This window comes from Microbacterium sp. NPDC077391 (genome assembly GCF_040686955.1).
Classification (GTDB): domain Bacteria; phylum Actinomycetota; class Actinomycetes; order Actinomycetales; family Microbacteriaceae; genus Microbacterium; species Microbacterium commune.
The window spans coordinates 187,373-201,300 of sequence record NZ_JBFBMI010000003.1 but is presented as its reverse complement, the minus strand read 5'-3'; the positions used below and the strand labels follow the sequence as shown (position 1 = coordinate 201,300).

Here is a 13,928-nt window from a genome sequence, read left to right as displayed (position 1 = left end):
ACCGTTCAGCAGGCGGGCCGATCAGCCGTTCTGCTGGGTCAGCTCGCTGAGCATCCGATCCCGCGCACCGTCGAGATGCGCCGTCAGCACGTCAGCGGCGCGGTCGGCGTCGCCGCTGCGCATCACGTCCATCAGCGTGACGTGGTCGGCGGCGGAATCGTGCAGGTCGTCGTCGTGATTGATCGTCACCTCGAGCAGGGCCGTGAAGGTCGGCAGGTACTGCCGCCAGGCCCCCTCCAGCCGGGGATGATCGGCGAGCGCGTAGATCTGCGAGTGGAAGTCGAGATCGGCCTCCACGAACGCCGCGTGGTCCGCGGCATCCGCGGCGTCGGCCATCCGGTGCACCGCGTCCGCCATCCCCCGCCACCGCGCCTCGTCCTCGACGCGGATCGCCCTCGACAGCGCGAGCTGCTCGAGCGCGCCACGCAGGCTGTACAGCTGATCGACGTCGTCGCGACTCAGTCCGACGACGAACACGCCGCGGGGACGCTGGATGCGCACGAGCTTCTCGAAGCTGAGCTGCGTGAGCGCATCGCGCACGGGTCCGCGGCTCACCGCGAACTCCTCGGCGAGCGCCTCTTCGGTGATCCGCTCCCCGGGCGCGAGCACACCACGCACGATGCGCTGCCGCAGCAGGTTGGCGATCTGCGTACCCAGCGATTCACCTCGATTGACGGTGTCCGGCACAGTGCCCCCCTTGTCGACTGTTGACAGGTTACATCGTGCCGGGCACCGGGTACGATCGGTGGGTACGTCTCCCGAGCACCGGTAAGCGAGGTGGTTCACCATGTCGAGTGACAGTCATAGTCGCAGACACGTCACCCCCTCCGCTTCCGCACCGCTCGGCTGAGCGGCGGCGTCTGCTGCGACGCACGCCCCGCGTTCTCCGCGACGCGCTCAGTGCGGTGCCTTCTCCCAAGGCTCGCCATGACCCCCTTCCAGCTCCAGTCCGTCTCCGAGGCCGCCGACGACATCCGCCGTCTCATCTCGGAGCAGGATCTCGCCGGCGCATCCGCCCGGCTGACGCCGCTGTCCGTTCCCGAGGTCGTCGAGCTCGTCGATCGACTCAGCATCGAGGACGCGGCCATCGTCTACCGACTGCTCGCGAAGGCGCGGGCACTCGACGTGTTCGAAGCGCTCTCCCCCGGCACCCGGGGCGACCTGGTCGGCGCCCTGCGCCGCGCCGAGGTGACCTCGCTGTTCGCCGAGATCGACCCCGACGACCGGGTCTGGCTGCTCGACGAGCTGCCGGCGTCCGTCGCTCCGCAGCTGCTGCGCGGCCTCACCAGGCAGGAGCGCGACCTGACCGCGGGGATGCTCGGCTATCCGCACCACTCGGTCGGCCGGCGCATGAGCCCGGAGTTCGTCACCACGCACCCGCAGCTCACCGTGCGCGAGACGTTCGCGCGCATCCGGGCGGCGCTGGACAGCGCCGAGACCGTCTACACGCTGCCGGTGACCGACGCGCGACGGGTGGTCGGGATCGTGAGCCTGCGGGATCTGATGTCGGCAGACGAGGAGGCCCTGATCGTCGACGTCATGAGCGATCCGCACGTCGCCGAGGTGACGGAGGATGCGGAGGTCGTCGCACGCCGCACCACCGACTACGGACTGCTTGCCCTGCCCGTGGTGGACGGCGAGCAACGGCTCGTCGGCATCCTCACGATCGACGACGCGGCGCGCATCCTGAAGCAGGAGGAGAGCGAGGATGCCGCACGCCAGGGCGGTGTCGAGCCGCTGCGCCGGTCGTATCTGTCGACGCCGATCCGCCGTCTGGTGCGCTCGCGGGTGGTCTGGCTGCTGGTGCTCGCCGTCGGCGCGACACTGACCGTGCAGGTGCTCGACGCGTTCGAGGCGACGCTCTCGCAGATGACGGTGCTGGCGCTGTTCGTGCCCCTCCTGATCGGCACCGGCGGCAACACCGGCAATCAGGCGGCGACCACGGTGACCCGCTCGCTGGCCCTGGGCGAGATCGTGCCTCGAGATGTGCGCAAGGTGCTCTCCCGCGAGATCAGGGTGGGGCTGTGCCTGGGGCTGCTGCTGGGCACGCTCGGATTCGCGATCGCCGGGCTGGTGTACGAGTGGCACATCGGCCTGGTGGTGGGTCTGACCCTCGTCGCCGTGTGCACGGTGGCCGCGTCGATCGGCGGGATCATGCCGCTCGCCGCTCGGGCCATCAAGGTCGACCCGGCGGTCTTCTCGAACCCATTCATCACGACGTTCGTCGACGCGACGGGCCTGATCATCTACTTCCTGATCGCGAGGGCTGTGCTCGGCATCTGACCGCTACTCTCGGGATCAGCGCACCGGCCAAGGAGTGAGCATGGAGCAGATCGTCCTGACCCTCCTCACCGCGGCGGTGCTCGGCACAGTGGCACACCTGCTGCGCATTCCGCCCCTGGTCGGCTTCCTCGCGGCCGGCTTCCTGCTCGGTGCGCTCGGCGTGCAGCCGTTCACCGGCCTGGAGGTGCTCGCCGACATCGGCGTGATGCTGCTGCTGTTCACCATCGGACTCAAGTTCGACCTGCGCTCGCTGCTGCGCCCGGAGACCTACGGCACCGCCGCGATCCACCTGGTCGTGCTCTCGGCGATCGGGATGGGCACAGTGGGGCTTCTGGCGACACTGACGCTCGGCTCGCTCGACGGCGGCGGGTGGCGAGAGGCGGCGGTGATCGGCTTCGCGCTGTCGTTCTCCTCCACCGTGCTGTGCGTCAAGGTTCTCGAGGAGCGCTCCGACGACGGATCCTTCTACGGGCAGACGGCGATCGCCGTGCTGGTGATCCAGGACCTCGTCGCCGTGGCTTTCGTCACGGCGACCTCCGAGACACCGCCGAGTCCGTGGGCACTCGTGCTCGTGCTGCTCGTGCCGGCATCGTGGCTGCTGCGCCGGGTTCTCGATCGCATCGGCCATGGCGAGCTGCTCGTGCTCTTCGGCGCCGCTGCGGCCCTCGGGCCCGGATACCTCGCGTTCAGCGCCGTCGGCCTCGAGGGCGACCTCGGAGCCCTGATCGTGGGACTGCTGCTGTCACCGCACCGCCGCGCCATCGAGCTGTCCAAGTCGCTGTTCGGGGTGAAGGAGCTCTTCCTCGTCGGCTTCTTCCTCCTGATCGGCATGAGTTCGAGTCCGACCTGGCTGGATGTGCTCATCGCCCTCATCCTGTGCGCGGTGCTGCTTCCGCTCACGTTCGTCGGCTTCGTGGTCTTGGGCAGACTGTTCGGCCTGCGCAATCGCACGACGATCCGGATGAGCCTCGTGCTGAGCAACTTCTCGGAGTTCTCGATCATCGTCACGGCGGTGGGCGTCGCCGGCGGGCTCGTGTCGGAGCAGTGGATGACGGTCGTGGCGGTCGCCGTGCCGCTGAGCATGATCATCTCGTCGATCACGAACACGCAGGGTCTCGATCTCACCACCCGACTCACCGCCCGCCTACCCGAGCAGGACGTGCGTCGACTGCGCCCCGCGGATCGGCCCATCGACACCAGCGACGCGGATGTGGTCGTGCTCGGGATGGGTCGCGTCGGGCGAGCCGCCTACACGCATCTCGCCGAAGCCGGCGGTCTGCGTCCGCTCGGCGTCGACAACGACCACCTCGTGGTGCAGCGGCTCGAGGAGGACGGGTTCGACGTCGTCGAAGGAGACGCGACCGATCACGAGTTCTGGACGCGCATGGTCGCCGGCGGGTTCGTACGTACAGTGGTGCTCGCCATGCCGATCCACAACTCGAACATGTTCGCGCTCGCGCAGCTTCGCGCTGCGGGCTTCGACGGCCGGGTGTCGGCTGTCGCGCAGCATCCGGATCAGCTCGAGCATCTCTCCCGCGAGGGGGTCGGCGCCGTGGTCAACGTCTACGCCGGCGCAGGCGCGACGCTCGCGGAGGCCACGCTGGCTCTGCCGCTCGATGGCGGCTGAGGGAACGCTGCCGCCGCCCGACGCGTCGGGTGGGCCCATATGGTCGTCTTGAGCGAGGGGATGCCGCCATGTGGGACCAGCCGGCAGGTACGCAGTCGGCCCGGGGGCGCCGTCAGCGCCGGGAGTCGGACAAGGCGGCTTCGCCTGTGCCGTCCGCCTCGACGGCGGCGTGGCGCGGATGCCACAGCACGACCTCGGTCGAACGGCGGATGCGCCGGCCGGACGGCAGGGTGACGACCTGCCCGGATGCCCCGGCGGCGAACACGCGCACACCGGGGCGGTTCTCGCGCTCGGCGCGCAGGGCGCCCTCGAGCTCGTCCACACGGCGGCGCAGCATCCGCACCTCGTCCTCCAGATAGAGCAGCCGGGCGATGGCCGGCAGGCTCATCCCCTCGCTCGAGAGCTGGGCGACCTCACGGAGCTGCTCGATGTCGCGCATTGAGTAGCGCCGCGAGCCGCCGCGGGTGCGGCCGGGCACCACCAGGCCGATGCGGTCGTACTGCCGCAGGGTCTGGGGATGCATCCCGGCCAGCTCCGCGGCGACTGCGATCGCGAAGACGGGGGAATCGACGTCCATGGTCAGGCCTTCGCCTTGGCCATCAGCTCTGCCCGCGGGTTCTCCTTGGGGCCGAGCTCCTGGAAGCGCTCCAGCGCCTCCCTGGCGGCGTCGTCGAGGTGCGAGGGCACCACGACCTGGAGCTCGGCGAGCAGGTCGCCGGTGCCCTTCGAGCTCTTCACGCCGCGCCCCTTGACGCGCAGCACGCGCCCGGACGGTGTTCCCGGAGCGACGCGGAGCTTGACCACGTCGCCGCCGAGTGTGGGCACCTCGATGGTCGCGCCGAGCGTCGCCTCGGTGAACGTCACCGGCACCGTGAGGCGCAGATTCAGTCCATCGCGGGTGAAGACCGGATGCGGACGCACCTTCACCTGCACGACGATGTCGCCGGCCTCGCCGCCGTCGGGCGAGGGTCGCCCTCGGCCGCGCAGACGGATCTTCTGTCCGTCCTTCACGCCTGCGGGCACCTTCACCTTGAACGGCTTGCCGTCGCCGGCCTGCAGGGTGATGGTGTCGCCCTGCACCGCGGTGGCGAAGTCGAGGGTCGTCGTGGCGGTGAGGTCGGCGCCCTTCTGCGGGCCGCCGAAGCCGCGGTATCCGCCTGTGGGCTGGCCGAAGCGGCCGGACCCGAACGAGCCGCCGCCCTGCGAGAACATCGAGAAGATGTCCTCGAAGTCGGCCTGGCTCGCGCGTCCGCCCTGCCCGAACCGGCTGAAGACGTCTTCGAAGCCGCCTGCCCCGCCCGCTCCGGGCGCGGTGAAGCGCGCACCCGAGCCCATGGCGCGGATCTCGTCGTACTCGCGACGCTGCTCGGCGTCGCTGAGCACGCTGTACGCCTCGCTGATCTCCTTGAACTTCGCCTCGGCCGCGGCATCACCCTGATTCGAATCGGGGTGGTACGTGCGGGCCAGCTTGCGATATGTCTTCTTGAGATCGGCGTCCGAGACGTCCTTCGAGACGCCCAGCGTCTTGTAGAAGTCCTTGTCGAACCAGTCCTGGCTAGCCATCGATCACCTGTTCCTACTCGGCGGGAACAGCGACGACGACCTTCGCCGGCCGCAGCTCGACGTCACCGAGACGGTAGCCGACCTCGACGACCTCGAGGATCGTGGAGGTGGTCGCACCGGGGGTCGGCTGCTGGAAGATCGCCTCGTGCTGCTGCGGGTCGAACTCGTCGCCCGCCGCGCCGTAGGCGACGACGCCGAGGCGCTCGACCACGGCACGCAGCTTGCCGGCGATCACGGCGAACGCGGAGCCCTCGACGAGGTCACCGTGCTGCTGAGCCCGGTCGAGGTCGTCGAGCACGGGCAGCAGGCCCTTCGCGGCCTCGCCCTTGGCGCGGTCGACCTCGACGTGGCGCTGCTCCTCGGTGCGGCGGCGATAGTTGGCGTACTCCGCGGTCAGACGCTTGAGGTCGACGAGCAGCGCGTGCTCGGCGTCGGCGATGCCCGCGTCGGAGCCGTCTTCGGATGCCGCCTCGTCGATCTGCTCGGCGTTCAGGATGTCGTCGACGGTGAGGTCGTCGTCGGATCCCTCGGCCGCAGCGGCCTCGGCGCAGTCAGGGTTCTGGGGAGCGTCGCTGTTCTGGGGAACGTCGTGGTTCTGCGACGCGGGGCCGGATGCCTGAGCATCCGACCCCTCGCCGGGAACCTCGGCGCTGTTGTCGTCGAAGTTCTTGTCCGTCATGATTACTTCTTCTCGTCCTCGTCGTCCACGACCTCGGCGTCGACGACATCCTCATCGGAGGAGGCGTCGGCCGGAGCCTCGTCATCTGCGGGGGCGCCGGCGGCGGCATCCGCCTGGGACTGGGCGTAGATCGCCTCGCCCAGCTTCGTCTGCGACTCGTTCAGCTTGTCGAACGCCGTCTTCACGGCGTCGTCGTCCTCGCCGGCGAGAGCCGTCTTGAGCGCGTCGACATCGCCCTGAACCGAGGTCTTGACGTCCTCGGGGAGCTTGTCCTCGTTCTCCTTGATGAGCTTCTCGATCGAGTAGGAGAGGGTCTCGGCCTGGTTGCGGACCTCGGCGGCCTCACGGCGCTTCTTGTCTTCGGAGGCGTGCTCCTCGGCCTCGCGCACCATGCGGTCGATGTCCTCCTTCGACAGCGACGAACCGCCGGTGATCGTCATCGACTGCTCCTTGCCGGTGCCCTTGTCCTTGGCGGACACGTGCACGATGCCGTTGGCGTCGATGTCGAAGGTGACCTCGATCTGCGGGATGCCGCGGGGGGCAGGGGCGATGCCGGTGAGCTCGAAGGTGCCGAGCGGCTTGTTGTCGCGGGTGAACTCGCGCTCGCCCTGGAAGACCTGGATCGCGACCGACGGCTGGTTGTCGTCGGCGGTGGTGAAGGTCTCGCTGCGCTTGGTCGGGATCGCGGTGTTGCGGTCGATGAGCTTGGTCATCATGCCGCCCTTGGTCTCGATTCCGAGGCTCAGCGGGGTGACGTCGATGAGCAGCACGTCCTTGCGCTCACCCTTGAGGACACCGGCCTGGAGCGCCGCGCCGACGGCGACGACCTCGTCGGGGTTGACACCCTTGTTGGCGTCCTTGCCGGTCTCGCGCTTGACGAGCTCGGCGACCGCGGGCATGCGGGTCGACCCACCCACGAGCACGATGTGGTCGATGTCGGACACCTTGATGTTCGCCTCGCGGATGACGTCCTCGAAGGGCTTCTTGGTGCGGTCGAGGAGGTCCTTGGTGAGATCCTCGAACTTCGCGCGGGTGAGGCTCTCGCTCAGCGAGACCGGGCCCGAGTCGGTCAGCGACAGGTAGGGCAGGTTGATCGAGGCGCTCGTCGACGACGAGAGCTCCTTCTTGGCCTGCTCGGCGGCCTCCTTGAGGCGCTGCAGGGCGATCTTGTCGCTCGAGACGTCGACGCCGGTGGTCTCCTTGAACTGCTTGATCAGGTAGTCCACGACGCGCTGGTCCCAGTCGTCGCCGCCGAGGCGGTTGTCACCGGCGGTCGAGCGCACCTGGATGGTCGAGAAGTCGTCGTCCTTGCCCACCTCGAGCAGCGAGACGTCGAAGGTTCCGCCACCGAGGTCGAAGACCAGGATGAGCTCGTCCTCCTTGCCCTTGTCGAGGCCGTAGGCGAGCGCGGCCGCGGTGGGCTCGTTGATGATGCGCAGCACGTTGAGGCCCGCGATCTCACCGGCCTCCTTGGTGGCCTGACGCTCGGCGTCGTTGAAGTAGGCGGGAACGGTGATGACGGCGTCGGTCACGGTGTCGCCCAGGTACGACTCCGCGTCGCGCTTGAGCTTCTGCAGGATGCGCGCCGAGATCTCCTGCGGCGTCCACTTCTTGCCGTCGACGTCGAACGACCAGTCGGTGCCCATGTGGCGCTTGACCGACGCGATCGTGCGGTCGACGTTGGTGACGGCCTGGCGCTTGGCGGTCTCGCCTACCAGCACCTCGCCATCCTTGGTGAACGCGACCACCGACGGGGTGGTGCGGAAGCCCTCGGCGTTGGCGATGACCTTGGGCTCGCCACCCTCGAGGACGCTGACGACGGAGTTGGTGGTTCCGAGGTCGATACCGACAGCACGTGCCATGTGTTTCTCCTTTGTATTGGTGAAAGTCTGCGGACGGCTCAGATGTCGAACCTGAGTCGTGATGACTCAAGTGTAAACCCGCAGTCGGATGCTGTCAAAAGGAAGTTGACACGACTCGACTCAGGTTTACGTGGAAGACGCGGCATTTCGCTCTTTGACGCCGCGCGCGACGCATCCCGACCGCCCGCTCTAGAGTCACCCGCATGACCCGTCCCACCCTGCTCGCCGTCTCGCACGGCACGGACGACCCCGACGGGGCGCGTTCGATCGCCGCTCTCGTCGCACGCGTGGCCGAGCGCCTGCCCGACGTCGACGTGCGCGCGGCCTTCGTCGACGTGCAACAGCCCGATGCGGCGAGCGCGCTGGCGGCGATCGACGGGCCGGTGGTGATCGTGCCGCTGCTGCTCTCGCAGGGCTTCCACGTGCATCACGATCTGCACGGGATCGCCGTGCACAGGGCGGACGCCGTCGTCACCGACGCGCTGGGGCCCGATGCTCTGCTCGCGGAGGTCCTCGCGATGCGGCTCGCCGGCATCGCCCGCCCGGAATCCCCGCTCGTGCTCGTCGTCGCGGGGTCGCGCGACGAGCGCTCGGTCGCCGACGCCGAGGGCATGGCCGCGCTGCTGCGCGCCCGCACGGGCCGCCGTGTGGATCTCGCGTACCTCGCCGCCCGGCATCCGGATCTGCCGACGGCTCTGAGCGCCGCCCCGGATGCCGTCGTCGCGACCTACCTGCTCGGACGCGGGTTCTTCTTCGATCTCGCGGTGCGGAAGGCGGGCGCACACCCGATCACGCCGCCGCTGCTCGACGATCTGCTGCCTGATCAGGGCATCCCGGACGCGCTCGTCGATCTCGTCATCCAGCGCTACGAGACAGCTCCCCCGGCCTGACCCGGCGGAGGCAGGCGAACACGCGAGCGCAGGACGGCCCTGCCCGATGCGGACCGACCTCCGGTGAATCGCCTGCGCTCGCGCGATCCCGCGCACGCGACAGCACACTCGAGCCGATCGCGCCACCCCTCTGGCGTCATGTTTCGCGTCTCATGACGCTGTGTTTCGCTCCTGGTCTTTCCGTGTCATGGAAGGTTTCCGGCTCGGATCGCAGTCCGTACGTTGATCCCCAGCCATTCATCCGAGGGGGGCTCGATGTCGATCCAGCAGCCGACGACCATCCGCGGTGCGCGCACCCGCACCAGTCGCACGCCGACCAAGCCGCACGGCCAGTGGGCCGTCGACGGACGCGAGCCGCTGAACACGAACGAGGAGATCAAGCTCGCCGACGACGGACTCAACGTGCGCGAGCGCATCGAGACGATCTATGCCCAGCGCGGGTTCGCGAGCATCGATCCGTCCGACCTGCACGGGCGTTTCCGCTGGTGGGGGCTGTACACCCAGCGCAAGCCCGGCATCGACGGGGGCCGCACCGCTCAGCTCGAGCCGCACGAACTCGAAGACGAGTACTTCATGATGCGGGTGCGCATCGACGGCGGACAGCTCACCACTCAGCAGCTGCGCGTGATCGGCGAGATCTCGACGGAGTTCGGCCGCGACATCGCCGACATCACCGACCGGCAGAACGTGCAGCTGCACTGGGTGCGCATCGAGGACGTGCCCGAGATCTGGCGTCGCCTCGAAGCGGTCGGGCTGAACACCACCGAGGCCTGCGGCGACGTGCCGCGCACCTTCCTCGCCTCGGCCGTGGCCGGCATCGCCGAGGACGAGCTCATCGATCCGACACCGCAGCTGCGCGAGATCGTCGACCGCTACCTCGGCGACCCGAGCTTCTCGAACCTCCCGCGCAAGTACAAGACGGCGATCACCGGGCATCCGAGTCAGGACGTCGTGCACGAGATCAACGACTGCTCGTTCGTCGCCGTCGAGCACCCGGATCTCGGTGTCGGCTACGACCTGTGGGTCGGCGGCGCCCTCGCCGCGGTGCCCCGCCTCGGCGAGCGGCTCGGCACCTTCGTGCCGCCGGAGCGGGTGGCCGAGGTGTGGCACGGCGTCACCAGCATCTTCCGCGACTACGGCTACCGCCGGCTGCGCAACAAGGCGCGGATGAAGTTCCTGCTCGCCGACTGGGGCACCGAGAAGATGCGCGACGTGCTCGAGAGCGAGTACCTGGCCTCCCCACTGCCCGACGGTCCGGCCCCCGCCGAGCCGGTCGGCGCACCCGACCACGTCGGCGTGCACCGGCAGAAGGACGGCCGGTTCTACATCGGCGCCGCGACCACGGTCGGCCGTCTCTCCGGCACCACTCTGACGCGTCTCGCCGACCTCGCCGAGGCGAACGGATCGCAGCGCGTGCGCCCGACGGTCTTCCAGAAGATCCTCGTGCTCGACGTGCCGGAGGACCGCGTGCCGCACGTCGTCGCCGGGCTCGACGAGCTCGGTCTGCCGTCGCGCCCGAGCCTGTTCCGCCGCGGGACGATCGCCTGCACGGGCATCGAATTCTGCAAGCTCGCGATCGTCGAGACGAAGGCGAACGCCGCGCAGGCGATCGACCAGCTGGAGCAGCGCCTGGCCGAGCTCGAACCCGAGATCGGCCAGACCATCACGCTGCACGTGAACGGGTGCCCCAACTCGTGCGCGCGCATCCAGACGGCCGACATCGGGCTGAAGGGCCAGCTCGTCATGATCGACGGCCAGCAGGTTCCCGGCTATCAGGTGCATCTCGGGGGTGGCCTGGCCACCGAGGGGCGCGCCGAGGCAGGCCTCGGGCGCACCGTGCGCGGGCTGAAGGTTCCGGCCGACGGCATCGCCGACTACGCGGAGCGGGTGATCCGCCGCTACCTTGCCGACCGGTCCGAGGGCGAGAGCTTCGCCACGTGGGCGCACCGCGCCGACGACGAGGCGCTGCAGTGAGCACCGCACGACGGGGGTCGCTGAGCCTGTCGCAGGGGCGCCGCCCTGCGTCGGAGCTGCGCGCGCTCGCCGAGCGCGGCAACGCCGAGCTGCGCAGCCGACAGCCTGACGAGGCGAGCCCTGCCGAGGTGGTCGCGTGGGTCGCGGCCAACATCGCCGTCTCGCAGGTCGCCGTCGCGTGCTCGATGGCGGACGCCGCCCTCCCCCACCTCGTCTCGCAGAGCCTGCCCGGGGTCGACGTGCTGTTCCTCGACACCGGCTACCACTTCCTCGAGACGAGGTTCACGCGGGACGAGGTCGCGTCGCGCCTCGACGTGACCGTCGTCGACGTGAAACCCGCTCAGAGCGTGCGGGAGCAGGATGCCGAGTTCGGCACCGACCTGTTCGCCCGCGACCCGGGCCTGTGCTGCGCGCGCCGGAAGGTCGAGCCACTGCACCGGGCCCTCGGCGGCTACGAGGCGTGGTTCACGGGCGTGCGCCGCGACGAGGCGCCCACGCGCGCTGAGACGGAGCTGGTCGTGTGGGACGAGCGCAACGGACTCGTGAAGGTGAACCCGGTCGCGGCGTGGAGCTTCGACGACCTCACCGCGTACAGCGCCGCGCACGATGTGCCGGTGAACCCCCTGATCGCGAACGGGTACCCGTCGATCGGCTGCGCGCCGTGCACGAGGCCCGTCGCCCCCGGCGAAGACCCTCGATCCGGCCGCTGGGCCGGGCTGACGAAGACAGAATGCGGGCTGCACGTATGAACGCCACGAATCCGGAGACCACCACGCGTTTCGCCTCGCTCCGCTCGCTCAACGACCGGGAGGTCGAGCCCACCCGAACCCTGAGCACCCTCGACCTGCTCGAGGCGGAGGGCATCCACATCATCCGCGAGGTGGTCGCCGAGTTCGAGCGGCCCGTGCTGCTCTTCTCGGGCGGCAAGGACTCGGTGGTCGTGCTGCACCTCGCAGCCAGGGCGTTCGCGCCAGGGCGGGTGCCGTTCCCCGTGCTGCACGTCGACACCGGTCACAACTTCCCCGAGGTCATCCGCTTCCGCGATGAGACGATCGCCCGTCTCGGCATCGACCTCGAGGTCGCGCGCGTGCAGGATTACATCGACGACGGCCGGCTCCTCGAGCGCCCCGACGGCACGCGCAACCCGCTGCAGACGCAGCCGCTGCTCGACGCGATCGCCGCCGGTCGCCACGACGCGGTCTTCGGCGGCGCACGCCGCGACGAGGACAAGGCGCGCGCGAAGGAGCGCATCATCTCGCTGCGCGACGAGTTCGGGCAGTGGGATCCGCGCAACCAGCGTCCCGAGCTGTGGAGCCTGTACAACGGCCGGCACCTGCCCGGCCAGCACGTGCGGGCCTTCCCGATCTCGAACTGGACCGAGCTCGACATCTGGCGCTACATCGAGCGCGAGGGCATCGCGCTGCCGCCGCTGTACTACGCGCACGAGAGGGAGGTGTTCCAGCGCTCGGGCATGTGGTGGGCGGTGGGCGAGTTCTCGCAGCCCCGCCCCGACGAGCAGGTCGAGCGTCGCACGGTGCGCTACCGCACGGTCGGCGACATGAGCTGCACCGGTGCGGTGGAGTCGGATGCCGCCGACACGGCGTCGATCGTCGACGAGGTCGCCCGCACGACGCTCACCGAACGGGGCGCCACCCGCGCCGACGACCGCATCAGCGAGGCCGCCATGGAGGACCGCAAGAAGGACGGGTATTTCTGATGAGCACGACTCTCTTCCGGTTCGCGACCGCGGGCTCGGTCGACGACGGCAAGTCCACCCTGGTCGGCCGGCTGCTGCACGACGCGAAGGCGATCCTCGCCGACCAGCTCGACCAGGTCGCCGCGACCTCGCGGGCGCGCGGTTTCGCGCACGGGGCCTTCGACTTCGCGCTGCTCACCGACGGCCTGCGCGCCGAACGCGAGCAGGGCATCACGATCGACGTCGCGTACCGCTACTTCGCCACCGACCGGCGCAGCTTCATCCTCGCCGACTGCCCAGGGCACGTGCAGTACACCCGCAACATGGTCACCGGAGCGGCCACCGCCGACGCGGTGATCGTGCTGGTGGATGCCCGCAAGGGCGTGGTCGAGCAGACTCGGCGCCACCTCGCCGTGGCGTCGCTGCTGCGGGTGGCGCACGTGATCGTCGCGGTGAACAAGATCGACCTCGTCGGCTTCGATGAGCAGACCTACGTCGACATCGAGCTCGAGGCGCTGCGCGTGGCGGATGAGCTGGGCATCTCCGCCGTGCGCGTGCTGCCCGTCTCCGCCCTCGAGGGCGACAACATCGTCGACCGGTCAGAGCGCACCCCGTGGTACCGCGGCGAGACGCTGTTCGAGCTGCTCGAGACGCTGCCGGTGCGCACCGACGCCGATGCCCCGCTGCGGCTGCCGGTGCAGCTCGTGCTGCGACCGCAGGGCGGGCTGTCGCCCGAGATCGACGCCGACGACGCGGAACGGCTGCGGGACTTCCGCGGCTTCGCCGGGCGGATCGCCGCCGGCGCCGTCTCGGTCGGCGACCGCGTGCAGGTGCTGCCTTCCGGGCGGGTCACCGAGGTCACCGGCGTGCACGTCGCCGGAGCCGACACCGGCGCCGCCGGCGTGCGGCAGTCGGTGACGGTGACCCTCGCCGACGAGATCGACGCCGCCCGCGGTGCCGTGATCGTCGCCGCGGGCTCGGCTCCCACGCTGCGACGGGACGCCGTGGTCGAGCTGTTCCAGCTGGATCCGCGCGCGACCGCCCCCGGCGCGCGCGTGCTCGTCAAGCACGGCACCGCGACCGTGCAGGCGATCGTCGCCGAGGTGCTCACCCGGCGCGACCTCGAGACACTCGAGCACGCCGACCTGACCACGGCGCCGGATGCCGCGCTCGCCGAGAACGAGATCGGTCGGGTGCGGCTGCGCCTGGCATCCGACCTGCCGCTGGAGCCGTACGCGCAGAGCCGCGAGGGCGGCTCGCTGCTGCTGATCCATCCCGCCGACGGCGCCACACTGGCCGCCGGCACCGTCATCGACTGACCGACCGCACGTCCGCACAGCACCACGAGCCTAAG

At 69.7% G+C, this 13,928-nt stretch carries 12 protein-coding genes; 7 read left to right on the top strand and 5 right to left on the bottom strand.

Features of this window, described 5'->3' with window-relative positions; genetic code table 11:
• Nucleotides 1-21 precede the first annotated feature (21 nt).
• A complete protein-coding gene (locus AB0O65_RS09175) occupies nt 22-687 on the bottom strand; it encodes a GntR family transcriptional regulator (protein WP_363384354.1) in 666 nt (221 codons plus the stop codon).
• Between the two features lie 240 nt (nt 688-927).
• Between AB0O65_RS09175 and mgtE the strand changes: the two genes are divergently transcribed.
• Both mgtE and AB0O65_RS09165 read left to right on the top strand, forming a co-directional pair.
• Complete coding sequence (gene mgtE / locus AB0O65_RS09170) at nt 928-2,283, top strand: magnesium transporter (RefSeq protein ID WP_071641936.1); 1,356 nt, start codon at nt 928-930, stop codon at nt 2,281-2,283.
• A gap of 40 nt (nt 2,284-2,323) precedes the next feature.
• Nucleotides 2,324-3,910, top strand: coding sequence for a cation:proton antiporter family protein (locus tag AB0O65_RS09165; protein WP_363384351.1), 1,587 nt, complete (start codon nt 2,324-2,326; stop codon nt 3,908-3,910).
• A 112-nt stretch (nt 3,911-4,022) separates the two neighbouring features.
• Here AB0O65_RS09165 and AB0O65_RS09160 read toward each other — a convergent pair whose 3' ends face one another.
• Genes AB0O65_RS09160 through dnaK form a run of 4 tightly spaced genes read right to left on the bottom strand, consistent with a single transcriptional unit; the run spans nt 4,023 to nt 8,014 of the window.
• Nucleotides 4,023-4,487 (bottom strand): MerR family transcriptional regulator, encoded by a 465-nt coding sequence (locus tag AB0O65_RS09160; protein WP_363384348.1) that lies wholly within the window; start codon nt 4,485-4,487, stop codon nt 4,023-4,025.
• A 2-nt stretch (nt 4,488-4,489) separates the two neighbouring features.
• Nucleotides 4,490-5,473, bottom strand: coding sequence for a DnaJ C-terminal domain-containing protein (locus AB0O65_RS09155; RefSeq protein WP_363384345.1), 984 nt, complete (start codon nt 5,471-5,473; stop codon nt 4,490-4,492).
• A gap of 13 nt (nt 5,474-5,486) precedes the next feature.
• Nucleotides 5,487-6,152, bottom strand: coding sequence for a nucleotide exchange factor GrpE (locus AB0O65_RS09150; RefSeq protein WP_363384342.1), 666 nt, complete (start codon nt 6,150-6,152; stop codon nt 5,487-5,489).
• Between the two features lie 2 nt (nt 6,153-6,154).
• Nucleotides 6,155-8,014, bottom strand: a complete 1,860-nt coding sequence (gene dnaK, locus AB0O65_RS09145) for a molecular chaperone DnaK (protein WP_071641916.1) — start codon at nt 8,012-8,014, stop codon at nt 6,155-6,157.
• Nucleotides 8,015-8,217: 203 nt separating this feature from the next.
• Here dnaK and AB0O65_RS09140 point away from each other — a divergent pair, with 203 nt between their 5' ends.
• The 5 genes from AB0O65_RS09140 (at nt 8,218) to AB0O65_RS09120 (ending at nt 13,893) form a co-directional block, all read left to right on the top strand.
• Nucleotides 8,218-8,904, top strand: a complete 687-nt coding sequence (locus AB0O65_RS09140; RefSeq protein ID WP_363384338.1) for a CbiX/SirB N-terminal domain-containing protein — start codon at nt 8,218-8,220, stop codon at nt 8,902-8,904.
• Nucleotides 8,905-9,159: 255 nt separating this feature from the next.
• The gene (locus AB0O65_RS09135; RefSeq protein ID WP_363384335.1) at nt 9,160-10,878 is read left to right on the top strand and encodes a nitrite/sulfite reductase; all 1,719 of its coding nucleotides are present in this window, start codon (nt 9,160-9,162) and stop codon (nt 10,876-10,878) included.
• Nucleotides 10,875-11,627, top strand: a complete 753-nt coding sequence (locus tag AB0O65_RS09130) for a phosphoadenylyl-sulfate reductase (protein ID WP_313480589.1) — start codon at nt 10,875-10,877, stop codon at nt 11,625-11,627. Before AB0O65_RS09135 ends, AB0O65_RS09130 begins: the two co-directional genes overlap by 4 nt.
• Nucleotides 11,624-12,595: a sulfate adenylyltransferase subunit CysD gene (cysD, locus tag AB0O65_RS09125; protein WP_083428839.1), complete on the top strand. Its 972-nt coding sequence runs from the start codon at nt 11,624-11,626 to the stop codon at nt 12,593-12,595. The genes AB0O65_RS09130 and cysD overlap by 4 nt, the downstream gene beginning before the upstream one ends.
• The gene (locus AB0O65_RS09120; protein ID WP_363384330.1) at nt 12,595-13,893 is read left to right on the top strand and encodes a GTP-binding protein; all 1,299 of its coding nucleotides are present in this window, start codon (nt 12,595-12,597) and stop codon (nt 13,891-13,893) included. Before cysD ends, AB0O65_RS09120 begins: the two co-directional genes overlap by 1 nt.
• Nucleotides 13,894-13,928: the final 35 nt, after the last annotated feature.